The following is a 22,197-nucleotide window of genomic DNA, read 5'->3' on the forward strand; positions in this document are numbered from 1 at the left end:
CCCATCCCGAACTCAGTAGTGAAACGATGCATCGCCGATGGTAGTGTGGGGTTTCCCCATGTGAGAGTAGGTCATCGTCAAGATTCAATTCCGAAACCCCTATCTGCATTTGCAGGTAGGGGTTTTGTCTTTGTGGCCTGTTCTGCGCCAAGGCTGGCTCCTGCGCGGTTGTGCTCCCACAATTGGGGCAACGACACTAGAATAGGCCCCGACGTTTTTACTCAGAACCCTTCTATGCCCGACCCTGACGATCGCGATTCACTCGCAGGCTTGCCGCTGGATCAATTGGTGGCGTGCCACGAATGCGACCTGCTGCTGCGCAAGCCCGAGCTCAAGACGGATGAAAAAGCGCAATGCCCGCGCTGCGGCTATGAGTTGTACGCCCATCGGCACAATGTGGTCGAGCGCAGCCTGGCCTTGGTACTGGCGGCCTTGCTGCTCTACGTGCCGGCGAACTTTCTGCCGATCATGCAACTCCATCTGTTGGGCCAGAACTCCGATGACACGGTGTGGAGCGGTGTGATCGGCCTGTACAACAGCGGCATGGGTGGCGTGGCGGTGGTGGTGTTCCTGTGCAGCATGGCCATTCCACTGCTCAAGCTGCTGTGTCAGCTGGTCGTGTTGCTGACCATCCGCTTGAACAGGGGCCGCAGCTACGGCCTGCTTCTTTACCGTTTTTATCACCACATGCGCGACTGGGGCATGCTTGAGGTCTACCTCATGGGCGTACTGGTCGCCATCGTCAAGCTGGTGGATATGGCCGAACTCAGCCTAGGGCTTGGCTTGCTGTGCTTTGTCAGTTTGTTGCTGGTTCAGGTCTGGCTGGAAGTGGTGATGTCCCCCCACCAGATCTGGGTAGCCTTGTCGGGAGAAGATGTGCATGCGGGCGATTGACGCAGGAATACTGATCTGTACCGAGTGTCATGAGCTCAACCGCCAGGAGGCGGGCGCCAGCAGCCAGACCTGCACACGCTGCGGGGCGCTGGTGCATGCACGCCGGCCCAACAGCCTGGCCCGTACCTGGGCGCTGCTGATTACCGCGGCCATCCTGTACATACCGGCCAACGTGCTGCCGATCATGACGGTCAGCACCCTGGGGCAGGGCAGCCCCGACACCATCATGTCCGGCGTCATCACCCTGATGCAGCACGGCATGCTGCCGATCGCGGCCGTGGTGTTCATCGCCAGTATTCTGGTACCTACCTTCAAGCTGGTGGGCATCGCCCTGCTGTTGTACTCGGTGCAGCGCCACCAGCCGCTGTCGGCACGCCAGCGCATCGTGATGTATCGCTTCATCGAATTCATCGGCCGCTGGTCGATGCTGGATATCTTCGTCATCGCGATCCTGGTGGCGGTGGTGAATTTCGGCCGGATTGCCAGTGTCGAAGCCAACCTGGGGGCCGTCGCCTTTGCCAGTGTGGTGATTCTGACAATGCTTGCTGCAGTAACTTTCGATCCCCGACTGATTTGGGATAACACGGAGTCGGATGACGACCATGAGTGATTTGCCTACGGCTAAAACCCGCCCAGCGTCGAACTGGTCGGCCATCTGGATTCTGCCCCTGATCGCATTGGTGATCGGTGGGTGGCTCGGCTGGCAGGCCTACCGTGAAGCGGGGGTGAACATCGAGGTTCGCTTCGAGAGCGGCGAGGGTATCGTCGCCAACAAGACCGAGGTGGTCTACAAGGGCATGTCGGTGGGTAAGGTCAAGAGCCTGGTACTTGACGACAAAGGCCGCAACAAAGGTGTCATCGCCACCATCGAGATGAACCAGGTGGCCGAGGAGCACCTGCGCAAGAACACTCGCTTCTGGCTGGTCAAGCCAAACGTGAGCCTGGCCGGGATCACCGGGCTGGAGACGCTGGTATCAGGCAACTACATTGCCGTGAGCCCGGGCGATGGCGAGCCGAGCAAGCGTTTCAATGCGTTGAGCGAAGCACCGCCGATGTCCGACAGCGTGCCCGGCCTGCATCTGACCCTCAAGGCCGATCGCCTGGGGTCGCTCAACCGTGACAGCCCCGTGTTCTACAAGCAGATCCAGGTTGGCCGGGTGAAGAGCTACAAGCTCTCCGACGACCAGGGTACGGTCGAGATCAAGGTGTTCATCGAGCCGGGCTATGCCGACCTGGTGCGCAAGCACACGCGTTTCTGGAACGCCAGCGGCGTGAGCATCGATGCCAACCTGTCGGGCGTGAAGGTGCGCAGCGAGTCCCTGGCCAGCATCGTTGCCGGCGGTATCGCATTCGCTACCCCCGAGCACCGCAAGGACAGCCCGCCCACCGACCCGAACCTGCCGTTCCGTCTTTTCGAAGACTTCGACGCCGCCCAGGCGGGTATCCGGGTCAAGGTCAAGCTGAGCGACTTCGAGGGCCTGCAGGCGGGCCGTACGCCGGTCATGTACAAAGGTATACAGGTAGGTTCGCTGAAAGCCCTGAAGGTCGATGCCGACCTCTCCAGCGCCATGGCCGAGCTGACCCTGGACCCGCTGGCCGAGGACTACCTGGTCGAAGGCACCCAGTTCTGGGTGGTCAAGCCGTCGATCTCCCTGGCGGGTATCACCGGCCTGGAGGCGTTGGTAAAGGGCAACTACATTGCTATCCGTCCCGGAGACAAGGGCGCCTCGCCTCAGCGTGAATTCGAAGCCCGGGCCAAGGCCCCGCCCCTCGATCTGAAGGCGCCCGGCCTGCACCTTGTGCTGTTCAGCGACAACCTGGGCTCGCTCGAGGTTGGCAGCCCGATCCTGTATCGGCAGGTAAAGGTGGGTAGCGTGCAAAGCTACCAGTTCTCCAGGAAGCAGCAACGCCTGCTGATTGGCGTGCACATCGAGCCCGAGTACGCCAACCTGGTCAATGGTTCGACGCGTTTCTGGAACGCCAGCGGCATTACCCTGACTGGCGGCCTGTCGGGCATCCAGATCAAGAGCGAGTCGCTGCAGAGCCTGATGGCCGGTGGCATCGCCTTCGATACGCCGAAACAGAATGTACCGCTCAAGCGTCGTATCCCCACCTTCCGCCTGCTGGCCAACCAGGAAGCGGCGGATCGCAAGGGCACCAGCATCACCATCAAGGTGGACCGTGCGGACGGCCTCAAGGTCGGCACCCCCATACGCTTCAAGGGGCTGGATGTCGGCAAGGTCGAAGCGGTGGACCTGGCGGAGGACCTGCAATCGGTGACGCTCAAGGCGCAGATCACCGAGGTGCCCGAGCGTATTGCGCGTGTGGGCACGCAGTTCTGGGTAGTCAAGCCGGCGCTGGGTATCGTCAAGACGGCCAACCTGGAGACGCTGGTCACCGGTCAGTACCTGGAAGTGCAACCGGCGGCGAAGAATCAGGGCCCGCAGCGCAACTTCGTGGCCTTGCCCGAGCCACCGGACCTGACCGCTCGCGAGGCTGGCCTGCCGGTGGTGCTCAGCGCTGCTCGACGCGGGTCGATCAAGGTCGGTGTGCCGGTCACCTACCGTGAAGTGCCGGTGGGCAAGGTCACGGGGTACGAACTGGGGCAGACAGCGGATCGCGTGCTGATCCATATCCTGATCGAGCCACGCTACGCCTCGCTTGTGCGCGGTGGCAGCCGTTTCTGGAACAGCAGTGGCTTCGGCTTCGATATCGGCCTGTTCAAGGGCGCTACGGTGCGTACCGAGTCGCTGGAGACCCTGATCGAGGGTGGCATTGCCTTCGCCACGCCAGACGGCGACAAGATGGGCAACGCAGCGTTGCCGCAGCAGACCTTTGCCCTGTTCGACAAGGCCGAGGACGAATGGCTGCAATGGGCGCCGAAGATCCCGCTCGGCAAGTAGGCAAGGCATAGCCCTTCGCCGACCAGGCCGTCTCCTGCAGGAGTCAGCCTGGTCGGCGCAGGGAGCGGCCCTGTCTTCCCGGCATCATCAAATCGCAGGCAATAAAAAACCGACCCTAGGGTCGGTTTTTTAACAAGCGTCGCTTAGGCAGCTGCAGCAATCTTCAGTGCCTTGATGTGGCCATTCAGACGGCCTTTATGGCGAGCAGCCTTGTTCTTGTGGATGATGCCTTTATCGGCCATGCGGTCGATAACTGGAACAGCCAGGATGTAAGCAGCTTGCGCTTTTTCGGCGTCTTTTGCGTCGATGGCCTTGACTACATTCTTGATGTAGGTGCGAACCATGGAACGCAGGCTGGCGTTGTGGCTGCGACGCTTCTCAGCCTGTTTTGCACGTTTTTTGGCGGAAGGTGAGTTGGCCACCGTCGAGCTCCTCGAAAGACTTGGTAAATAGCAAACAAAATAGGCCGCGAATCATGCCGATGAGTTGATCGGTTGTCAAGGGCGCTTGTTAGGTTCCGCTGAGCGGTCGATTCGCTGGAGGGGATGATTCCCTTCTGGCGCATGACCTGTAAACTCGGGAGTTTTGCTCTGTCTGCTTTGCGCGGCGGAGTATCGCATACTTGGATGCCGTTTAGGCCTCTCCTTCATCCATATGGCATGAAAATCTTTCGATGAATCTCCTCAAGTCCCTGGCTGCAGTCAGTTCCATCACCATGGTGTCGCGCGTGCTGGGCTTTGTCCGCGATACCATCCTGGCGCGCATCTTCGGCGCCGGTGTTGCCACCGACGCCTTTTTCATTGCCTTCAAGCTGCCCAACCTGCTGCGGCGAATCTTTGCCGAGGGGGCGTTTTCCCAGGCGTTCGTGCCGATCCTGGCCGAATACAAAAGCCAGCAGGGCGAGGAGGCGACCCGCACCTTCGTGGCCTATGTCGCCGGCCTGCTGACCCTGGTGCTGGCGGTGGTCACGGCGCTGGGGATCCTGGCCGCACCCTGGGTGGTGTGGGTCACCGCGCCGGGCTTCGTCGACAGCGCCGAGAAGTTCGAGCTGACCACCGACCTGCTGCGTGTGACCTTTCCTTATATATTGCTGATCTCGCTGTCGTCCCTGGCGGGCGCCATCCTCAACACCTGGAACCGTTTCTCGGTACCGGCCTTCGTGCCGACCCTGCTCAACGTCGCGATGATCTTCTTCGCGCTGTTCCTCACCCCGTACTTCGATCCGCCGGTGATGGCCCTGGGCTGGGCGGTACTGGCCGGCGGCCTGTTGCAGCTGCTGTACCAGCTGCCGCACCTCAAAAAGATCGGCATGCTCGTGCTGCCCCGCCTGAACCTGCGCGATACCGGGGTATGGCGCGTGCTCAAGCAGATGCTGCCTGCCATCCTCGGGGTGTCGGTAAGCCAGATCTCGCTGATCATCAACACCATCTTCGCCTCGTTTCTGGTGGCCGGCTCGGTGTCGTGGATGTACTACGCCGACCGCCTGATGGAGCTGCCCTCCGGGGTGCTGGGCGTGGCGCTGGGCACCATCCTGCTGCCGACCCTGGCCAAGACCTACGCCAGCAAGGATCGCCACGAGTATTCGCGCATCCTCGACTGGGGCCTGCGCCTGTGCTTCTTGCTGGTGTTGCCTTGCACCTTTGCCCTGGCAATTTTGTCCGAGCCACTGACGGTGGCCCTGTTCCAGTACGGCAAGTTCACCGCCTTCGATGCCGCCATGACCCAGCGCGCGCTGATCGCCTACTCGGTCGGCCTGCTCGGCATCATCCTGGTCAAGGTGCTCGCCCCTGGCTTCTATGCCCAGCAGAACATCCGTACACCGGTAAAGATCGCCATCTTCACCCTGGTGGCCACGCAACTGCTCAACCTGGTGTTCATCGGCTACCTGCAGCATGCCGGGCTGGCCCTGGCGATCAGTGTCGGCGCCTGCCTCAATGCCGGCCTGCTGTACTGGAAGCTGCGCCAGCAGAACCTGTTCGAGCCGCAGCCGGGCTGGACCGCCTACCTGCTCAAGTTGCTGGTGGCCGTACTGCTGATGGCCGGTGTGCTGGTGGCCGGCATGTGGTACATGCCTGCCTGGGAGCAGGGGCACATGCTCGAGCGGTTCCTGCGCCTGGGCGTACTGATTGGCGCAGGCGTGGTGACCTATTTCGGTTGCCTGTACCTGTTTGGTTTTCGTCCACGGGACTTCGCCCGCAAGGCGCTGCACTGATGGCCGGCGCGGGTCAGGCGTCGGTTTTGTGTTTTAGACGCCCTGGCATCGCGCTGCTGCCTGTCGTCGGCGGCCGGGTGTGGTTATAATCGACCACTTTATGAGCAAGAAGCGCGTTATGCAGCTGGTTCGAGGCCTTCACAACCTTCGCCCCGAGCATCGGGGCTGTGTTGCCACTATCGGCAACTTCGACGGTGTTCACCGCGGTCACCAGGCTATCCTGGCGCGTTTGCGTGAGCGCGCGGTAGCGCTGGGCGTACCCAGCTGCGTGGTGATTTTCGAGCCACAGCCGCGTGAGTACTTTGCACCGGACACCGCGCCTGCGCGCCTGGCCCGCCTGCACGACAAGGTCGCCCTGTTGGCCGCCGAAGGCATCGACCGGGTGCTGTGCCTGGCGTTCAACCAGCGCCTGTGCAAGCTCAGCGCCGCCGAATTCGTCGACACCATCCTGGTCGACGGCCTGGGCGTGCAGCACCTGGAGGTCGGTGACGACTTCCGGTTCGGCTGCGACCGGGTGGGTGACTTCACGTTCCTGCAGCAGGCCGGCCTGCGCCACGGCTTCACCGTGGAAGCGGCGCAAACCGTGGAGCTCGAGGGCCTGCGGGTCAGCAGCACGCAGGTGCGCGAAGCACTGGCGCGTGCCGACTTTGCCGTGGCCGAGCGTCTGCTGGGCCGCCCGTTCCGCATCCGCGGCCGGGTGCTGCATGGGCAGAAGCTGGCGCGCCAGCTGGGTTGGCCCACGGCCAACATACAACTCAAGCGTCATCGCGTACCGCTCACCGGGGTGTACCTGGTCAGCGTCGAACTCGATGGCCAGGCGTGGCCGGGTGTCGCCAACATCGGCGTGCGCCCCAGCGTTGCAGGTGATGGCCGCGCCCACCTGGAAGTGCATCTCCTGGATTTTGCCGGCGATCTGTATGGCCGGCGTCTCACGGTGGAATTCCACCACAAGCTGCGCGATGAGCAGCGATTCGCCTCCCTGGAGGCGCTGAAGTCGGCGATCGATGCGGATATCGCCGCCGCACGTGCCCATTGGCACGGTCAACCGCTAACGAAGAGCCTGAAATGACCGACTATAAAGCCACGCTAAACCTTCCGGACACCGCCTTCCCGATGAAGGCCGGCCTGCCACAGCGCGAACCGCAGATCCTGCAGCGCTGGGACAGCATTGGCCTGTACCAGAAGCTGCGCGAAATTGGCAAGGATCGTCCGAAGTTCGTGCTGCACGACGGCCCGCCCTACGCCAACGGCAAGATCCACATCGGTCACGCGCTCAACAAGATTCTCAAGGACATGATCTCGCGGTCCAAGACCCTGGCCGGCTACGATGCGCCGTACGTGCCGGGTTGGGACTGCCATGGCCTGCCGATCGAGCACAAGGTCGAAGTGACCCACGGCAAGCACCTCACCGCGGACAAGACCCGCGAGCTGTGCCGTGCCTACGCGGCCGAGCAGATCGAAGGGCAGAAGAAGGAATTCATCCGCCTGGGCGTGCTGGGTGACTGGGACAACCCCTACAAGACCATGGACTTCGCCAACGAAGCCGGCGAAATCCGCGCCCTGGCCGAAATGGTCAAGCACGGTTTCGTGTTCAAGGGCCTCAAGCCCGTGAACTGGTGCTTCGATTGCGGTTCGGCCCTGGCCGAAGCCGAGGTCGAATACGCCGACAAGAAGTCCCAGACCATCGACGTGGCCTTCAACGTGGCCGACGAAGCGCGGCTGGCCCAGGCCTTCGGCCTGTCGTCGCTGGCCAAGCCCGCCGCCATCGTGATCTGGACCACCACCCCGTGGACCATCCCCGCCAACCAGGCGCTGAACGTGCACCCCGAGTTCAGCTACGCCCTGGTGGACGTCGGCGACAAGCTGCTGGTGCTGGCCGAAGAGCTGGTCGAAGCCTGCCTCAAGCGCTACTCGCTGGAAGGTTCGGTGATCGCCACCGCGCCGGGCTCTGCACTGGAGCTGATCAACTTCCGTCACCCTCTGTACGATCGCCTGTCGCCGGTCTACCTGGCCGAGTACGTCGAGCTGGGCGCCGGTACCGGCGTGGTCCACTCGGCCCCGGCCTACGGTGAAGACGACTTCGTGACCTGCAAGCGCTACGGCATGGTCAACGACGACATCCTCACCCCGGTGCAGAGCAACGGCGTGTACGTCGACTCGCTGGAATTCTTCGGTGGCCAGTTCATCTGGAAGGCCAACCCGCACATTGTCGACAAGCTCGCCGAAGTCGGCGCGCTGATGTTCACCGACACCATCAGCCACAGCTACATGCACTGCTGGCGCCACAAGACTCCGCTGATCTACCGCGCCACCGCGCAGTGGTTCGTGGGCATGGACAAGCAGCCTGACAGCGGCGAAACCCTGCGCAAGCGCGCCCTCAACGCCATCGAAGAAACCAAGTTCGTGCCGGCCTGGGGCCAGGCGCGGTTGCATTCGATGATCGCCAACCGCCCGGACTGGTGCATCTCGCGTCAGCGCAACTGGGGTGTGCCGATCCCGTTCTTCCTGCACAAGCAGACCGGTGAACTGCACCCGCGCACCGTCGAACTGATGGAGCAGGTGGCCCAGCGCGTCGAGCTCGAGGGCATCGAAGCCTGGTTCAAGATGGACGCCGCCGAACTGCTCGGTGACGAAGCCGGCCAGTACGACAAGATCGCCGACACCCTGGACGTGTGGTTCGACTCCGGTACCACCCACTGGCACGTGCTGCGTGGCTCGCACAACATCGGCCACGAAAGCGGCCCGCGCGCCGACCTGTACCTGGAAGGTTCCGACCAGCACCGCGGCTGGTTCCACTCCTCGCTGCTCACCGGCTGCGCCATCGACGGCCATGCGCCGTACCGCGAGCTGCTGACCCACGGCTTCACCGTGGACGAGAACGGCCGCAAGATGTCCAAGTCGCTGGGCAACACCATCGAGCCGCAGAAGGTCAACGACACCCTGGGTGCCGACATCATGCGCCTGTGGGTATCGGCCACCGACTACTCCGGCGAGATGGCGGTTTCCGACCAGATCCTGCAGCGCAGCGCCGACGCCTACCGGCGCATCCGCAACACCGCGCGCTTCCTGCTCTCCAACCTGTCCGGCTTCGACCCGGCCCGCGACCTGCTGCCGGCCGACGACATGCTGGCGCTGGACCGCTGGGCGGTCGACCGTACCCTGCTGCTGCAGCGCGAGCTGGAAGAGCACTACGGCGAGTACCGTTTCTGGAACGTCTACTCCAAGATCCACAACTTCTGCGTGCAGGAGCTGGGCGGCTTCTACCTCGACATCATCAAGGACCGCCAGTACACCACCGGCGCCAACAGTGTCGCGCGCCGCTCGTGCCAGACCGCGCTGTACCACATCAGCGAAGCGCTGGTGCGCTGGATCGCACCGATCCTGGCGTTCACCGCCGACGAGCTGTGGCAGTACCTGCCGGGCGAGCGCAACGAGTCGGTCATGCTCAACACCTGGTACCAGGGCCTGACCGAGCTGCCGGAAGGCATCGAGCTGGACCGCGCCTACTGGGACCGCGTGATGGCCGTCAAGGCTGCGGTCAACAAGGAGCTGGAGAACCAGCGTGCGGCCAAGGCCATCGGCGGCAACCTGCAAGCCGAAGTCACCCTGTTCGCCGACGAGGCCCTGAGCACCGACCTGAACAAGCTGGGCAACGAACTGCGGTTCGTGCTGATCACCTCGGCAGCCAGCGTGGCGCCGTTCGTCGAAGCCCCGGCCGATGCCGTGGTTACCGAAGTGGCCGGCCTCAAGCTCAAGGTGGTCAAGTCGGGTCACGCCAAGTGCGGCCGTTGCTGGCACTTCCGCGCCGACGTGGGCGTGAACCCGGAGCATCCGGAAATCTGCGGTCGTTGCGTCGACAACATCAGCGGCAAAGGTGAGGTGCGTCACTATGCCTAACCCCAACGTGGGGCGCTTCGGGCGCCTCGCCTGGCTGTGGCTGAGCCTGCTGGTACTGGTCCTGGACCAGGCCAGCAAGCACTACTTCGAAGGTGCGCTGAGCCTGTACCAGCAGATCGTGGTCATCCCCGACTACTTCAGCTGGACCTTGGCCTACAACACCGGTGCGGCCTTCAGCTTCCTGGCCGACAGCTCCGGCTGGCAGCGCTGGCTGTTCGCCCTGATCGCCCTGGTGGTCAGTGCGGTGCTGGTGGTGTGGCTCAAGCGCCTGGGCCGCGACGACACCTGGCTGGCCGTTGCGTTGGCCCTGGTGCTGGGCGGCGCGCTGGGCAACCTGTACGACCGCATCGTGCTCGGCCACGTGGTCGACTTCATCCTCGTGCACTGGCAGAACCGCTGGTACTTCCCGGCCTTCAACCTGGCCGACAGCGCCATCAGCGTGGGCGCCGTGATGCTGGCGCTGGATATGTTCAAGAGCAAAAAGTCCGGAGAACCCGTCCATGACTGATACCCGTATCGGCCAGAACACCGAAGTCACCCTGCACTTCGCGCTGCACCTGGAAAACGGTGATACTGTCGACAGCACCTTCGAGAAAGCTCCGGCGGTGTTCAAGGTCGGCGACGGCAACCTGCTGCCGGGCTTCGAAGCCGCTATCTTCGGCTTCAAGGCCGGCGACAAGCGCACCGTCAGCGTGGCACCGGAGAACGCCTTCGGTCAGCCGAACCCGCAGAACGTGCAGATCATTCCCCGCTCGCAGTTCCAGGACATGGAGTTGTCCGAGGGCCTGCTGGTGATTTTCAACGACGCGGCCAACGCCGAGTTGCCCGGCGTGGTGAAGGCGTTCGATGACGCGCAAGTGACCATCGACTTCAACCACCCGCTGGCCGGCAAGACCCTGAACTTCGAGGTGGAAATCCTCGCAGTCAAGGCCCTTTGAGCCAGGAGTCAGCCATGCAGATCAAACTCGCCAACCCACGCGGCTTCTGCGCCGGCGTGGACCGGGCGATCGAAATCGTCAATCGCGCCCTCGAGGTGTTCGGCCCGCCGATCTATGTGCGTCACGAAGTGGTGCACAACAAGTTCGTGGTCGAAGACCTGCGCGCGCGCGGGGCGATCTTCGTCGAAGAGCTCGACCAGGTGCCCAATGACGTCATCGTCATCTTCAGTGCCCACGGCGTTTCCCAGGCCGTGCGCCAGGAAGCGGCGGGGCGTGGCCTCAAGGTCTTCGACGCGACCTGCCCGCTGGTGACCAAGGTGCACATCGAGGTGGCCAAGTACAGTCGCGATGGCAAGGAATGCATCCTGATCGGCCACGAAGGGCACCCCGAGGTCGAAGGCACCATGGGCCAGTACGACGCCAGCAATGGCGGTTCGATCTACCTGGTCGAAGACGAAGAAGATGTCGCCAACCTGCAGGTTCGTGACCCCGAACGCCTGGCCTTCGTGACCCAGACCACCCTGTCGATGGACGACACCAGCCGTGTCATCGATGCGCTGCGCACGCGCTTCCCCAGCATTGGCGGGCCGCGCAAGGACGACATCTGCTACGCCACCCAGAACCGCCAGGATGCGGTCAAGCAACTGGCTGACGAGTGCGACGTGGTACTGGTGGTGGGCAGCCCGAACAGCTCCAACTCCAATCGCCTGCGTGAGCTGGCCGAGCGCATGGCCACCCCGGCCTACCTGATCGACGGTGCAGAAGACATGCAGCGCAGCTGGTTCGACGGTGTCGAGCGTATCGGCATCACCGCCGGCGCCTCCGCCCCCGAAGTGCTGGTGCGTGGCGTGATCGCGCAGTTGCAGGAGTGGGGCGCCACAGGTGCCGACGAGCTCGATGGTCGCGAAGAGAATGTAACGTTCTCGATGCCCAAGGAGCTGCGGGTGCGTTCACTGATCTGACCCGGCGGCCGCGCACAGCGGCTGATCGGTGGCGAGGTGGCGCAGGCTGACCCGCCCGGTGCGTGACAGCACCACCTGATGCAGGCTCCGGGTTCCGGGACTTTCGCACACGTGCAGGGTCCCGGCCTGGAACGCACCGCCCGCCTGCAGCGGTACCCCCAGCCCGCTGAAATGCACCTGCCGCGCCAGCGGCTGATTGCCCACCACACGAACCTTCCCGCTGGCACGGTACTCGTGCAGCAAGCCTTCATCGTCGGCGCTCATTCGCCATCCCTTGCTCCAGTCGCCCTCCAGGGCCGTCAGGCTGACTCGCTGATTGCGCAGCAGGGCTTCGCTGCGGGCGCTGCGCAAGGCCTGGGCAAGGTTCTGCGCGCTGGCCTCGCGCTGTAGGCTCACGCTCATGGCGCTGTAGGCCGGCAGCCCTAACTGCGTCAGCGCCGCGATCAGCCCCAGCGCATACATCATTTGTATCAGTGTTACGCCCTGTTGCCCCATCGTGCATCCCTCCCTGGAAGTGCTTCTCTGTAGATTCAGTGCCGCTCGGTTGGGCGTCCAGTCGGCCGGGTAGGCAATCACATGGGGAAATTTCGCAGGAGGCGAACATGGCCAGGAGGCTGCAGCAGGGCATGACCCTGATCGAAGTGATGGTGGCGCTGCTGGTGCTGTCACTGGGGGTAATGGCGGCGGCTGCGCTGCAAGGGCGGGCGTTGCACGGCACCGACGGCGCGCTGCGTACCACCCAGGCGCTGTACCTGGCCCAGGCCCTGCTCGAAGGCGCGCGCGCTGCGGGCGGGCTGAGGGCGGGGGAGGCCAGCGCCTTGCAACGCGAGCTGGTGAAGGTGGCCGGCGCATCCGCGCAGGCACAGGTGCGCCAGGCGGGCAATGGGCTCGCACTCGACCTGCACTGGCAGGGCGGTGGCCTTGCTGTGCAGGGGCAGGTGGGGCCATGAGGCGCGACACCGGTTTCGGCCTGGTCGAGGCGCTGCTGGCGTTGAGCCTGGGCGTGCTGCTGGTGCTGGCCGGCAGCCGTCTGTTCATCGGTGCGCTGCAGGGTTGGCAGGCGCAGGGCGCACTTGCGCAGTTGCAGGAGGATGCGCGCTTTGCGCTGCAGCGCATGGCCCGTGACATCCGCATGGCCGGTGCATTCGGCTGCCTGCGGCGCGAGGCGATCAGCTTTGCCGACCCTGCCATTGCCGCGACATTTGCCCTGCCGATCAGTGTCAGCCTCGAGCCTGACGGCACCCTGCGCAGCCTGAGCCTGGTTGGCGTGCAGGGTGGGGAGGCCGGTGGCCCGCCCAACTGGACGCTGCTCACCGACTGCCTGAGCACCGCCCAGGTGCAGGCAGGCGAGCGCTTGCCCGGGCCACACCAGTTCGCCTTGCCCGTTCGTCAGCAGGTGTACCGCCTGGTGGACGGGCAACTGCTGCTCACCAGTGGTGGCAGCCACGCGGTGCTGATCGAACATGTCAGCCGGCTGCAGGTTGACCTGGGCGTGGCGGGCGAGGGCGGTGAGCTGGCCTGGATGACTGCGGTGCCCGACCCTTCGCGCATTCGCAGCATCCGCCTGCGCCTGACCCTGAACGACCCTGCTGAACGGGTGCGCGCGCAAACCTATCAGATGGTCGCCGCCGTGCGTAACCGCCTGCCATGAAGCTGCAACGGGGCATGGCGCTGCTGGTGTGCCTGGTGCTGATGCTGCTGTGCGGCCTGCTGGGTGTTTCGGTGATGCACAGTGCCGCCTTGCAGGCACGCATGGCCGGCAACCTGGTGATGGCATTGCAGGCGTTCGAAGCGGCGGAAACCACGTTGCGGCTCGCCGAGGCCCGTGTGCTGGCGGGGCTTGAGCCACCGGGCCCGTGCGTGTACTGCCTGCCGCCGCCGGAGGCACCCAGGGTACGCGCCGCCGGTGTGCAGGGCGGGGCGGGGCCAAGCTCCGGGCTGGGCTGGCAGGCGCAAGGGCCTGGCTTCTTCCTGGTACAGAACCTGGGCCGCAGCTCGCGCCCCGCGCGGCTGCCCGACGGCCTTGAGGTGCAGCTGCTTCGGGTGACTGCCGTGGGGCGTCAGCAGCAGGCGCGGGTGGTGCTGGAGAGCGTGCTGGCGCAGCCATCGGTGTCGGCTGCGTGGCCGGCGCAACGTATCTTGTGGCGGCAGATCCACTAGGGGCGCACAACATGCCGCGAACTCATCAGGGCCTGAGCCTGATCGAACTGTTGATTGTCGCCGCCGTGGTCGGCATTCTGGCGGGCATTGCCTACCCCAGCTACCGCGACACGGTGAAAAGAGCCGCACGCAGCGAGGTCGTGGGGCTGCTGTTCGACAGTGCGCAGCACCTGGAGCGCCACCGCGCCCGCACGGGCCAGTATGCCGATACCGACGCCGTGATCACCCCGTTGCCCCCCGGCACAGGCCATTACAGCCTGCACGCCAGCCGCGAGGCCGAGGGTTTCAGCCTGCTGGCCCGGCGTCACGCTGGCGGGCTGATGGCCGGCGACGCCTGTGGCGACTTCGAGCTCGATCACCAGGGTGTGCGCGGCAACCCCGGTGCCAGCAACGAGGCGGACGGGGGCTGCTGGGGTAACTGACGTCTTTCATACGGGTACTGGACCAATAGATGACCAAGCAAGTAGTGATTGTCGGCGGTGGGGTGATCGGCCTGCTGACTGCGTTCAACCTGGCGGCCGATGTCGAGCAGGTGGTGGTGTGCGACAAGGGCGCGCTCGGCCAGGAGTCTTCCTGGGCCGGGGGCGGGATCGTGTCGCCGTTGTACCCGTGGCGCTACAGCCCGGCGGTTACCGCACTGGCGCATTGGTCGCAGGACTTCTATCCGCAACTGGGCGAGCGTCTGTTCGCCAGCACCGGTGTAGACCCCGAGGTGCATACCACCGGCCTGTACTGGCTGGACCTGGACGATGAAGCCGAGGCGCTGGCCTGGGCGGCCCGCGAGGGGCGCCCGTTGAGTGCAGTGGATGTGGCCCGCGCCTATGCGGCGGTGCCCGTGCTGGGGCCGGGCTTCGAGCGGGCCATCTACATGGCGGGTGTGGCGAACGTGCGCAACCCGCGCCTGGTCAAGTCGCTCAAGGCGGCATTGCAGGCCCTGCCGAACGTGACCCTTCGCGAGCATTGTGAAATCACCGGGTTCAGCCGCGAGGGCGAGCGTATTTGCGGCGTTGAAACCGTCGATGGCCCGATCCGCGCCGATCAGGTGGTGCTTACGGCGGGGGCCTGGAGTGGCGACCTGCTGCGCCCGCTGGGCCTGGAACTGCCGGTGGAGCCGGTGAAAGGGCAGATGATCCTGTTCAAGTGTGCGGAGGATTTCCTGCCGAGCATGGTGCTGGCCAAGGGGCGCTACGCGATCCCACGGCGTGACGGGCACATTCTGGTCGGCAGCACACTGGAGCATGCAGGCTATGACAAGACGCCCACCGAAGCGGCGCTGGCGAGCCTGAAGGCCTCGGCCATCGAATTGCTGCCGGCGCTGGCCGAGGCCACGCCGGTCGGGCATTGGGCGGGGTTGCGGCCAGGCTCACCGGAAGGTGTGCCGTACATCGGCCAGGTGCCCGGGCATGAAGGCTTGTGGTTGAACTGCGGGCATTACCGCAACGGGCTGGTGCTGGCGCCGGCGTCCTGCCGGTTGTTCGCCGACCTGCTGCTGGGGCGTGCGCCGATCATCGACCCGGCGCCGTACGCGCCGGGGCCGCGCCTGCTGTAACAGCAGGCATGTGGAAGCCGGCCTGGCCGGCGAAGGGGCCCTCAGCCCTGGCGGGTATCGTTGGGCCCCTGCTCCAGATGCGCCGGGCTGCAATACCACAGCTGGCCCCGGTGCAAGGCACGGTCGGTGGGCAGGTGCACGCCGCAATGGGCACAGCGCACCATCTTCAGCGGGTCATCGAGGGTAGGGCGAGTATCGGCAGCAGTGCCGGCCTTGAACTTGCGCCACAACCAGAACGCAGCAGCAATCAGGGCAATCCAGAGAATTAGGCGAACCATGGTGTCCAGCTTTGTCGAATGAAGAGCCCCCAGTTTAGGGCCTGGCAACAAAAAAGGGAGGCCATCAGGCCTCCCTTTTTCATTCACCGTATGGCGTGTCAGTCGAATACGCCAAAGGTCATGTAGCTGAACCACGAGCGGTCTTCGTTGTTGCCTTCGGCTTCGTGGTTTTCTTCTTCGATCACGTCGCCATTTTCGTCCTTGGGCAGCAGTTCCTGCGGGATCGCGTCTTTGGCGTCCTGGTACTGCTTCTGCACGTCCTGGTTGGCGCGGGTCTGGCCTGGCGGCAGCGGCGGCGCGCTGGAGATCAGGCCCAGGGTGGCCTTGGACAGCCACGAGCGGTTGTCCGCCTCGTCCTGCTGCGGCACGAACTGGCCGTCTTTCAGGCTCGGGTGATCGGGGTAGTTGAGTTTCAGGGTTTCCAGGCTGGTGGCTGCCAGTTCGTCCAGGTGCAGACGCATGTAGGCTTCGGTCATCACCGCCAGGCCGTCACCGACCGATGGGGTTTCCTGGAAGTTTTCCACCACGTAGCGGCCACGGTTGGCGGCGGCGACATACGCCTGACGGGTCAGGTAGTAGTCGGCCACGTGGATCTCGTAGGAGGCCAGCAGGTTGCGCAGGTAGATCATGCGCTGCTTGGCGTCCGGTGCGTAGCGGCTGTTGGGGAAGCGGCTGGTGAGCTGGGCGAACTCGTTGTACGAGTCACGCGCTGCGCCCGGGTCACGCTTGGTCATGTCCAGCGGCAGGAAGCGCGCCAGCAGGCCGCGGTCCTGGTCGAACGAGGTCAGGCCCTTCAGGTAATAGGCGTAGTCGACGTTCGGATGCTGCGGATGCAGGCGGATAAAGCGCTCGGCCGCCGACTTGGCAGCCTCGGGCTCGGCGTTCTTGTAGTTCGCGTAGATCAGCTCTAGCTGCGCCTGGTCGGCATAGCGGCCGAACGGGTACCGCGACTCCAGGGCCTTGAGCTTGGAGGTGGCGCTGGTATAGCTGTGGTTGTCCAGGTCGGCCTGCGCCTGCTGGTACAGCTCGGTTTCGCTGAGGTTTTCGTCGACGACTTCCTTCGAAGAACAAGCAGCGGTGAGTCCGAGGATGGCGATCAGCAGCAGGTGTTTCACTTGCATGGCGGCTTGCGTCCCTATGACGGCTGCTGTCTTGGGCGAGGCCGTCCTGTTATGATGAGCACCCCGTTGGAACCCTCGGGGCAAAAGACGCCGTATTTAACCACAAGCGTGCAGCTGAAACCAAAGGCTGTGCCTCCGCCTGATTCGAGCATGTCCGAGAAAATTGAACTTCGCGCAGAGGTACCGTCCGAATTGGGCGGGCAACGCCTCGACCAAGTCGCCGCCCAACTGTTTGCCGAGCACTCGCGCTCGCGCCTTTCCGCCTGGATCAAAGAAGGCCTACTGACCGTCGATGGCAACGTCGTGCGTCCGCGCGACATCGTCCATGGCGGCGCCCTGCTGGCGCTTGACGCCGAGCAGGAAGCCCAGGGCGAGTGGGTGGCGCAGGACATCGAACTGGACATCGTCTACGAAGACGAGCACATCCTGGTCATCAACAAGCCGGCCGGGCTTGTGGTGCACCCGGCTGCCGGTCATGCCGACGGCACCCTGCTCAATGCCCTGCTGCACCACGTGCCGGACATCATCAACGTGCCGCGCGCCGGCATCGTGCACCGCCTCGACAAGGACACCACCGGTCTGATGGTGGTGGCCAAGACCATTCAGGCGCAGACCCAGCTGGTAGCCCAGTTGCAAAGTCGCAGCGTCAGCCGCATCTATGAATGCATCGTGATCGGCGTGGTTACCGCAGGCGGCAAGATCAACGCCCCGATCGGTCGTCACGGCCAGCAGCGCCAGCGCATGGCGGTGATGGAGGGCGGCAAGCAGGCCGTCAGCCACTATCGCGTGCTCGAACGCTTCCGCTCGCACACCCACGTACGGGTCAAGCTGGAAACCGGGCGTACCCACCAGATCCGCGTGCACATGGCCCACGTCAACTTCCCGTTGGTCGGCGACCCGGTATACGGCGGGCGCTTCCGCATCCCGCCGGCAGCCAGCGTGACCATGGTCGACGCGCTCAAGACCTTCCCGCGCCAGGCCCTGCACGCACGCTTCCTGGAGCTGGATCACCCGGTGACCGGTGAGCGCATGGGCTGGGAGTCGTCCCTGCCGGACGACTTCGTATGGCTGCTGTCGCTGCTCAAGCAGGACCGCGAGGCCTTCGTCGGATGAGCCCGCTGACGCACCACCTGCTGACCCCCGACTGGCCTGCGCCAGCCTGGGTCAAGGCGTGCGTCACCACCCGGGGCGGCGGCGTGAGCCTGGCGCCCTACGATTCGTTGAACCTGGGCGACCACGTCGGTGACGTCCAGGCCGCAGTGGCCGAAAACCGTCGGCGGCTGACCGCGCAGTTCGGCATCCAGCCCGCCTGGCTCAAGCAGGTGCACGGCATCGATGTGGTCGAGGCCGACCCGGCGCGGGTTGCCGAAGCCGACGCCAGCTGCACCAGCACCCCCGGCATCGCCTGCACGTCCATGACCGCCGACTGCCTGCCGGTACTGTTCTGCGACCGCGCCGGCACCCGCGTGGGCGCTGCCCATGCCGGCTGGCGCGGGCTGGTGGGCGGTGTGCTGGAGGCCACGCTCGATGCGCTGGGCGTACCGGCCAGCGAGGTGCTGGTATGGTTGGGCCCGGCCATCGGGCCCCAGGCGTTCGAGGTGGGCGGCGAAGTGCGCGAAGCCTTCATGACCGTTCATCCGGAAAGTGCCAGCGCCTTCGTGGCGGGGGCGCAGCCCGGCAAGTTCATGGCCGACATCTATGCACTGGCGCGCATTCGCCTGGCGGCCCGTGGCATCACTGCCGTGTATGGCGGCGGCCTGTGCACCGTGAGCGACCCACGCTTCTATTCCTACCGTCGCAGCCCCGTTACCGGGCGCTTCGCTTCGCTGATCTGGCTGGCGCCTCGCTGACCTGGATCAAGCCCGCTACGCTTGAATCTTCCACAATCACCCTTATCTATAGGGGTATCTCAGGCAGGTTTTTCTTCATCAGGTGTGTCCATCGCTCCGGCCTGCCCATTAAAGGAAGGTAAGTTATGCGAATAGACCGTTTGACCAGCAAGCTGCAACTGGCGTTATCCGACTCCCAGTCCCTGGCCGTTGGCATGGATCACCCCGCGATCGAGCCTGCGCACCTGTTGCAGGCGCTGATCGACCAGCAGGGTGGTTCGATCAAGCCCCTGTTGATGCAGGTGGGCTTCGACGTCAACAGCCTGCGCAAGGAACTGGGCAAAGAACTCGACCAGTTGCCAAAAATCCAGAACCCTACCGGCGACGTCAACATGTCGCAGGACCTGGCACGCCTGCTCAACCAGGCCGACCGCCTGGCCCAGCAGAAGGGCGACCAGTTCATCTCCAGCGAGCTCGTGCTGCTGGCGGCCATGGACGAGAACAGCAAGCTCGGCAAGTTGCTGCTCGGCCAGGGCGTGAGCAAGAAGGCGCTTGAAAACGCCATCAGCAACCTGCGCGGCGGCGAAGCGGTGAACGACCCCAACGCCGAGGAATCGCGCCAGGCCCTGGACAAGTACACCGTCGACCTGACCAAGCGTGCCGAAGACGGCAAGCTCGACCCGGTGATCGGCCGTGACGACGAGATCCGCCGCACCATCCAGGTGCTGCAACGCCGTACCAAGAACAACCCGGTGCTCATCGGTGAGCCTGGCGTGGGTAAGACTGCCATCGCCGAAGGCCTGGCCCAGCGCATCATCAATGGCGAAGTGCCCGATGGTCTGAAGGGCAAGCGCCTGCTGTCGCTGGACATGGGCGCGCTGATTGCCGGCGCCAAGTTCCGCGGCGAGTTCGAAGAGCGCCTCAAAGGCCTGCTCAACGAGCTGTCCAAGCAGGAAGGCCAGATCATCCTGTTCATCGACGAGCTGCACACCATGGTCGGCGCCGGTAAAGGCGAAGGCTCGATGGATGCCGGCAACATGCTCAAGCCTGCGCTGGCGCGCGGCGAGCTGCACTGCGTCGGTGCCACCACGCTGAACGAGTACCGCCAGTACATCGAGAAGGATGCGGCGCTGGAGCGTCGTTTCCAGAAGGTATTGGTAGAAGAGCCGAGCGAGGAAGACACCATCGCCATCCTGCGTGGCCTCAAGGAGCGTTACGAGGTGCACCACAAGGTGGCGATCACCGACGGCGCGATCATTGCCGCGGCCAAGCTCAGCCATCGCTACATCACCGATCGTCAGTTGCCCGACAAGGCCATTGACCTGATCGACGAGGCGGCCAGCCGCATCCGCATGGAGATCGACTCCAAGCCCGAGGTGCTCGACCGTCTGGAGCGTCGCCTGATTCAACTGAAGGTGGAATCCCAGGCGCTGAAGAAGGAAGACGACGAGGCGGCCCTCAAGCGCCTCGAGAAGCTGACCGAGGAGATCGTGCGGCTGGAGCGTGAGTACTCCGACCTGGAAGAGATCTGGACCTCGGAAAAAGCCGAAGTGCAGGGCTCTGCGCAGATCCAGCAAAAGATCGAGCAGTCCCGTCAGGAGCTGGAAACCGCCCGCCGCAAGGGCGACCTGAGCCGCATGGCCGAGCTGCAGTACGGGGTGATCCCGGACCTGGAGCGCAGCCTGCAGATGGTCGACCAGCATGGCAAGGCCGAAAACCAGCTGCTGCGCAACAAGGTGACCGAGGAAGAGATCGCCGAGGTGGTGTCGAAGTGGACCGGTATCCCGGTATCCAAGATGCTCGAAGGCGAGCGCGAAAAGCTGCTGAAGATGGAAAGCCTGCTGCACCAGCGCGTGATCGGCCAGGAAGAGGCCGTGGTGGCCGTGGCCAACGCGGTGCGTCGTTCGCGGGCCGGGTTGTCCGACCCTAACCGGCCAAGTGGTTCGTTTCTGTTCCTGGGCCCTACCGGTGTGGGTAAAACCGAGCTGTGCAAGGCGCTGGCCGAGTTTCTGTTCGACACCGAAGAGGCCATGGTGCGTATCGACATGTCCGAGTTCATGGAGAAACATTCCGTGGCGCGGCTGATTGGTGCACCGCCAGGCTACGTGGGCTACGAAGAGGGCGGCTACCTGACCGAAGCCGTGCGGCGCAAACCCTATGCGGTAGTGCTGCTGGACGAGGTCGAGAAGGCCCACCCGGACGTGTTCAACGTGTTGCTGCAAGTGCTTGAAGACGGTCGCCTTACCGACAGTCATGGCCGTACCGTGGACTTTCGCAACACGGTGATCGTGATGACCTCCAACCTGGGGTCGGCACAGATCCAGGAACTGGTGGGTGATCGCGAGGCGCAGCGCGCTGCGGTGATGGACGCGGTGGGTTCGCATTTCCGCCCCGAGTTCGTCAACCGTATCGACGAAGTGGTGGTGTTCGAGCCTCTGGGGCGCGACCAGATCGCCGGTATCACCCAGATCCAGCTGTCGCGTCTGCGCAGCCGTCTGGCCGAACGCGAGCTGAGCCTGGAGCTGAGCCCCGAGGCCCTCGACAAGCTGATCGCGGTCGGTTACGACCCGGTGTATGGCGCACGGCCGCTGAAACGGGCGATCCAGCGCTGGATCGAGAACCCGCTGGCGCAACTGATTCTGTCGGGTCAGTTCATGCCGGGCAGCAGCATCACCGCCAAGCTGGAGGGCGAAGAGATCGTCTTTGCCTGAGTTTTCGGCGGGTTACGCTAAGGCCTCGATTTTCGAGGCCTTTTTTCTTTGCATTTTGCTTCGAGTGCTTGTAAAGTGCGCCCCGCTGTATGTCACCCCGCAGGTTTCCGGCAGAAGTGGGAATCTGAAAAAAAGTTGCAAATCAGTGTGTTGAATGCAAATTAAGGGTTGACAAGGGTTTTGAAGATTGTAGAATAGCGCGCCTCAGAGACATGAACGCAGCGATGCACAAGGTCAAAGAGTTCGAAGCGGTAGCGATACAGTTTTCGAAATTGCAGCAAGTTGTACTTGAAATTGATAGTTCCGCGATAGCTCAGTCGGTAGAGCAAATGACTGTTAATCATTGGGTCCCAGGTTCGAGTCCTGGTCGCGGAGCCAAATTTCAAACCGGGGTATAGCGCAGTCCGGTAGCGCGCCTGCTTTGGGAGCAGGATGTCAGGAGTTCGAATCCCCTTACCCCGACCATATTTGGGTCGTTAGCTCAGTTGGTAGAGCAGTTGGCTTTTAACCAATTGGTCGTAGGTTCGAATCCTACACGACCCACCATTTTTGAATCCGGTTCGCTGGGTTTGAATCTTAAAAGGTTGGTACGCCATTAGCGTCCAGCCATTAAAAAAGGCACCTTAATCGGTGTCTTTTTTTTACCGGGGTATAGCGCAGTCCGGTAGCGCGCCTGCTTTGGGAGCAGGATGTCAGGAGTTCGAATCCCCTTACCCCGACCATCTTCAGAAAAAGGGCACCTT

General features: G+C 63.8%; 21 protein-coding genes and 4 tRNA genes. 21 read left to right on the forward strand and 4 right to left on the reverse strand.

Features of this window, described 5'->3' with window-relative positions:
• Positions 1-234: 234 nt before the first annotated feature.
• The 3 genes from NJH59_RS06590 to NJH59_RS06600 are packed head-to-tail and all read left to right on the forward strand — an operon-like array spanning position 235 to position 3,797.
• Positions 235-894 carry a paraquat-inducible protein A gene (locus NJH59_RS06590; RefSeq protein WP_043860301.1) on the forward strand — a complete coding sequence of 220 codons (660 nt, stop codon included), beginning with the start codon at positions 235-237 and terminating at the stop codon, positions 892-894.
• The gene (locus tag NJH59_RS06595) at positions 881-1,504 is read left to right on the forward strand and encodes a paraquat-inducible protein A (RefSeq protein ID WP_104572943.1); all 624 of its coding nucleotides are present in this window, start codon (positions 881-883) and stop codon (positions 1,502-1,504) included. Before NJH59_RS06590 ends, NJH59_RS06595 begins: the two co-directional genes overlap by 14 nt.
• Complete coding sequence (locus tag NJH59_RS06600; RefSeq protein WP_078479466.1) at positions 1,497-3,797, forward strand: MlaD family protein; 2,301 nt, start codon at positions 1,497-1,499, stop codon at positions 3,795-3,797. Before NJH59_RS06595 ends, NJH59_RS06600 begins: the two co-directional genes overlap by 8 nt.
• Before the next feature lie 143 nt (positions 3,798-3,940).
• On the opposite strand, the gene rpsT is transcribed toward NJH59_RS06600, so the two are convergent.
• Positions 3,941-4,219 carry a 30S ribosomal protein S20 gene (rpsT, locus tag NJH59_RS06605; protein ID WP_043860304.1) on the reverse strand — a complete coding sequence of 93 codons (279 nt, stop codon included), beginning with the start codon at positions 4,217-4,219 and terminating at the stop codon, positions 3,941-3,943.
• A gap of 251 nt (positions 4,220-4,470) precedes the next feature.
• On the opposite strand from rpsT, the gene murJ reads away from it, so the two are divergent.
• The 6 genes from murJ (at position 4,471) to ispH (ending at position 11,806) form a co-directional block, all read left to right on the forward strand.
• Positions 4,471-6,009, forward strand: a complete 1,539-nt coding sequence (gene murJ / locus NJH59_RS06610; protein WP_043860305.1) for a murein biosynthesis integral membrane protein MurJ — start codon at positions 4,471-4,473, stop codon at positions 6,007-6,009.
• Positions 6,010-6,127: 118 nt separating this feature from the next.
• The gene (ribF, locus tag NJH59_RS06615; RefSeq protein WP_054914919.1) at positions 6,128-7,078 is read left to right on the forward strand and encodes a bifunctional riboflavin kinase/FAD synthetase; all 951 of its coding nucleotides are present in this window, start codon (positions 6,128-6,130) and stop codon (positions 7,076-7,078) included.
• Positions 7,075-9,906, forward strand: a complete 2,832-nt coding sequence (gene ileS / locus NJH59_RS06620; protein ID WP_043860307.1) for an isoleucine--tRNA ligase — start codon at positions 7,075-7,077, stop codon at positions 9,904-9,906. Before ribF ends, ileS begins: the two co-directional genes overlap by 4 nt.
• Positions 9,899-10,414 carry a signal peptidase II gene (gene lspA, locus NJH59_RS06625; protein ID WP_043860308.1) on the forward strand — a complete coding sequence of 172 codons (516 nt, stop codon included), beginning with the start codon at positions 9,899-9,901 and terminating at the stop codon, positions 10,412-10,414. The genes ileS and lspA overlap by 8 nt, the downstream gene beginning before the upstream one ends.
• Positions 10,407-10,844, forward strand: a complete 438-nt coding sequence (fkpB, locus tag NJH59_RS06630) for an FKBP-type peptidyl-prolyl cis-trans isomerase (RefSeq protein WP_054914918.1) — start codon at positions 10,407-10,409, stop codon at positions 10,842-10,844. The genes lspA and fkpB overlap by 8 nt, the downstream gene beginning before the upstream one ends.
• A gap of 14 nt (positions 10,845-10,858) precedes the next feature.
• Positions 10,859-11,806, forward strand: a complete 948-nt coding sequence (gene ispH, locus NJH59_RS06635; protein ID WP_043860310.1) for a 4-hydroxy-3-methylbut-2-enyl diphosphate reductase — start codon at positions 10,859-10,861, stop codon at positions 11,804-11,806.
• Here the strand turns inward: ispH and NJH59_RS06640 are convergent.
• The gene (locus NJH59_RS06640; RefSeq protein ID WP_229589858.1) at positions 11,795-12,271 is read right to left on the reverse strand and encodes a GspH/FimT family protein; all 477 of its coding nucleotides are present in this window, start codon (positions 12,269-12,271) and stop codon (positions 11,795-11,797) included. The genes ispH and NJH59_RS06640 overlap by 12 nt on opposite strands.
• 137 nt (positions 12,272-12,408) lie before the next feature.
• Between NJH59_RS06640 and NJH59_RS06645 the strand changes: the two genes are divergently transcribed.
• From NJH59_RS06645 to thiO, 5 genes are read left to right on the forward strand one after another with little or no spacing between them, the layout of a single operon-like run.
• On the forward strand, positions 12,409-12,756 hold the full coding sequence (locus NJH59_RS06645) for a prepilin-type N-terminal cleavage/methylation domain-containing protein (RefSeq protein ID WP_088515584.1): 348 nt from the start codon (positions 12,409-12,411) through the stop codon (positions 12,754-12,756).
• Positions 12,753-13,457, forward strand: a complete 705-nt coding sequence (locus tag NJH59_RS06650) for a PilW family protein (protein ID WP_104572947.1) — start codon at positions 12,753-12,755, stop codon at positions 13,455-13,457. Before NJH59_RS06645 ends, NJH59_RS06650 begins: the two co-directional genes overlap by 4 nt.
• Positions 13,454-13,966 (forward strand): PilX N-terminal domain-containing pilus assembly protein, encoded by a 513-nt coding sequence (locus NJH59_RS06655; protein WP_253086555.1) that lies wholly within the window; start codon positions 13,454-13,456, stop codon positions 13,964-13,966. Before NJH59_RS06650 ends, NJH59_RS06655 begins: the two co-directional genes overlap by 4 nt.
• Positions 13,967-13,977: 11 nt before the next feature.
• Positions 13,978-14,388 carry a type IV pilin protein gene (locus tag NJH59_RS06660; RefSeq protein WP_253086556.1) on the forward strand — a complete coding sequence of 137 codons (411 nt, stop codon included), beginning with the start codon at positions 13,978-13,980 and terminating at the stop codon, positions 14,386-14,388.
• 29 nt (positions 14,389-14,417) lie between these two features.
• Positions 14,418-15,515 (forward strand): glycine oxidase ThiO, encoded by a 1,098-nt coding sequence (gene thiO, locus NJH59_RS06665; protein WP_213606309.1) that lies wholly within the window; start codon positions 14,418-14,420, stop codon positions 15,513-15,515.
• Between the two features lie 41 nt (positions 15,516-15,556).
• Here the strand turns inward: thiO and NJH59_RS06670 are convergent, their stop codons facing one another.
• Entirely contained in the window at positions 15,557-15,793 is a 237-nt protein-coding gene (locus NJH59_RS06670; protein WP_043860316.1) for a PP0621 family protein, read from the reverse strand.
• A 98-nt stretch (positions 15,794-15,891) separates the two neighbouring features.
• Positions 15,892-16,914 carry an outer membrane protein assembly factor BamD gene (locus NJH59_RS06675; protein WP_043860317.1) on the reverse strand — a complete coding sequence of 341 codons (1,023 nt, stop codon included), beginning with the start codon at positions 16,912-16,914 and terminating at the stop codon, positions 15,892-15,894.
• A gap of 150 nt (positions 16,915-17,064) precedes the next feature.
• On the opposite strand from NJH59_RS06675, the gene rluD reads away from it, so the two are divergent.
• From rluD to NJH59_RS06710, 7 genes are all read left to right on the forward strand, one after another.
• Positions 17,065-18,027, forward strand: a complete 963-nt coding sequence (gene rluD / locus NJH59_RS06680; RefSeq protein WP_043860318.1) for a 23S rRNA pseudouridine(1911/1915/1917) synthase RluD — start codon at positions 17,065-17,067, stop codon at positions 18,025-18,027.
• Positions 18,024-18,764 (forward strand): peptidoglycan editing factor PgeF, encoded by a 741-nt coding sequence (gene pgeF, locus NJH59_RS06685; protein ID WP_253086557.1) that lies wholly within the window; start codon positions 18,024-18,026, stop codon positions 18,762-18,764. Before rluD ends, pgeF begins: the two co-directional genes overlap by 4 nt.
• A 125-nt stretch (positions 18,765-18,889) precedes the next feature.
• Positions 18,890-21,454, forward strand: coding sequence for an ATP-dependent chaperone ClpB (gene clpB, locus NJH59_RS06690; RefSeq protein ID WP_043860320.1), 2,565 nt, complete (start codon positions 18,890-18,892; stop codon positions 21,452-21,454).
• A gap of 302 nt (positions 21,455-21,756) precedes the next feature.
• Positions 21,757-21,832 (forward strand) — tRNA-Asn (locus NJH59_RS06695).
• Between the two features lie 10 nt (positions 21,833-21,842).
• Positions 21,843-21,919: transfer RNA gene (locus NJH59_RS06700), tRNA-Pro, on the forward strand.
• Between the two features lie 5 nt (positions 21,920-21,924).
• Positions 21,925-22,000: transfer RNA gene (locus tag NJH59_RS06705), tRNA-Lys, on the forward strand.
• 99 nt (positions 22,001-22,099) lie between these two features.
• Positions 22,100-22,176, forward strand: a tRNA-Pro gene (locus tag NJH59_RS06710).
• Positions 22,177-22,197 lie beyond the last annotated feature (21 nt).

The organism is Pseudomonas sp. VE 267-6A (assembly GCF_024126555.1).
In the GTDB taxonomy this organism is placed as follows: domain Bacteria; phylum Pseudomonadota; class Gammaproteobacteria; order Pseudomonadales; family Pseudomonadaceae; genus Aquipseudomonas; species Aquipseudomonas palmensis.

Excerpts from the sequence above, each read along its gene's own strand:
- NJH59_RS06590 (WP_043860301.1), top strand. The coding sequence starts at position 235 with ATGCCCGACCCTGACGATCGCGATTCACTCGCAGGCTTGCCGCTGGAT.
- NJH59_RS06595 (WP_104572943.1), top strand. The coding sequence starts at position 881 with ATGCGGGCGATTGACGCAGGAATACTGATCTGTACCGAGTGTCATGAG.
- NJH59_RS06600 (WP_078479466.1), top strand. The coding sequence starts at position 1,497 with ATGAGTGATTTGCCTACGGCTAAAACCCGCCCAGCGTCGAACTGGTCG.
- murJ (WP_043860305.1), top strand. The coding sequence starts at position 4,471 with ATGAATCTCCTCAAGTCCCTGGCTGCAGTCAGTTCCATCACCATGGTG.
- ribF (WP_054914919.1), top strand. The coding sequence starts at position 6,128 with ATGCAGCTGGTTCGAGGCCTTCACAACCTTCGCCCCGAGCATCGGGGC.
- ileS (WP_043860307.1), top strand. The coding sequence starts at position 7,075 with ATGACCGACTATAAAGCCACGCTAAACCTTCCGGACACCGCCTTCCCG.
- lspA (WP_043860308.1), top strand. The coding sequence starts at position 9,899 with ATGCCTAACCCCAACGTGGGGCGCTTCGGGCGCCTCGCCTGGCTGTGG.
- fkpB (WP_054914918.1), top strand. The coding sequence starts at position 10,407 with ATGACTGATACCCGTATCGGCCAGAACACCGAAGTCACCCTGCACTTC.
- ispH (WP_043860310.1), top strand. The coding sequence starts at position 10,859 with ATGCAGATCAAACTCGCCAACCCACGCGGCTTCTGCGCCGGCGTGGAC.
- NJH59_RS06640 (WP_229589858.1), bottom strand. The coding sequence starts at position 12,271 with ATGATGTATGCGCTGGGGCTGATCGCGGCGCTGACGCAGTTAGGGCTG.
- NJH59_RS06645 (WP_088515584.1), top strand. The coding sequence starts at position 12,409 with ATGGCCAGGAGGCTGCAGCAGGGCATGACCCTGATCGAAGTGATGGTG.
- NJH59_RS06650 (WP_104572947.1), top strand. The coding sequence starts at position 12,753 with ATGAGGCGCGACACCGGTTTCGGCCTGGTCGAGGCGCTGCTGGCGTTG.
- NJH59_RS06655 (WP_253086555.1), top strand. The coding sequence starts at position 13,454 with ATGAAGCTGCAACGGGGCATGGCGCTGCTGGTGTGCCTGGTGCTGATG.
- NJH59_RS06660 (WP_253086556.1), top strand. The coding sequence starts at position 13,978 with ATGCCGCGAACTCATCAGGGCCTGAGCCTGATCGAACTGTTGATTGTC.
- thiO (WP_213606309.1), top strand. The coding sequence starts at position 14,418 with ATGACCAAGCAAGTAGTGATTGTCGGCGGTGGGGTGATCGGCCTGCTG.
- NJH59_RS06670 (WP_043860316.1), bottom strand. The coding sequence starts at position 15,793 with ATGGTTCGCCTAATTCTCTGGATTGCCCTGATTGCTGCTGCGTTCTGG.
- NJH59_RS06675 (WP_043860317.1), bottom strand. The coding sequence starts at position 16,914 with ATGCAAGTGAAACACCTGCTGCTGATCGCCATCCTCGGACTCACCGCT.
- rluD (WP_043860318.1), top strand. The coding sequence starts at position 17,065 with ATGTCCGAGAAAATTGAACTTCGCGCAGAGGTACCGTCCGAATTGGGC.
- pgeF (WP_253086557.1), top strand. The coding sequence starts at position 18,024 with ATGAGCCCGCTGACGCACCACCTGCTGACCCCCGACTGGCCTGCGCCA.
- clpB (WP_043860320.1), top strand. The coding sequence starts at position 18,890 with ATGCGAATAGACCGTTTGACCAGCAAGCTGCAACTGGCGTTATCCGAC.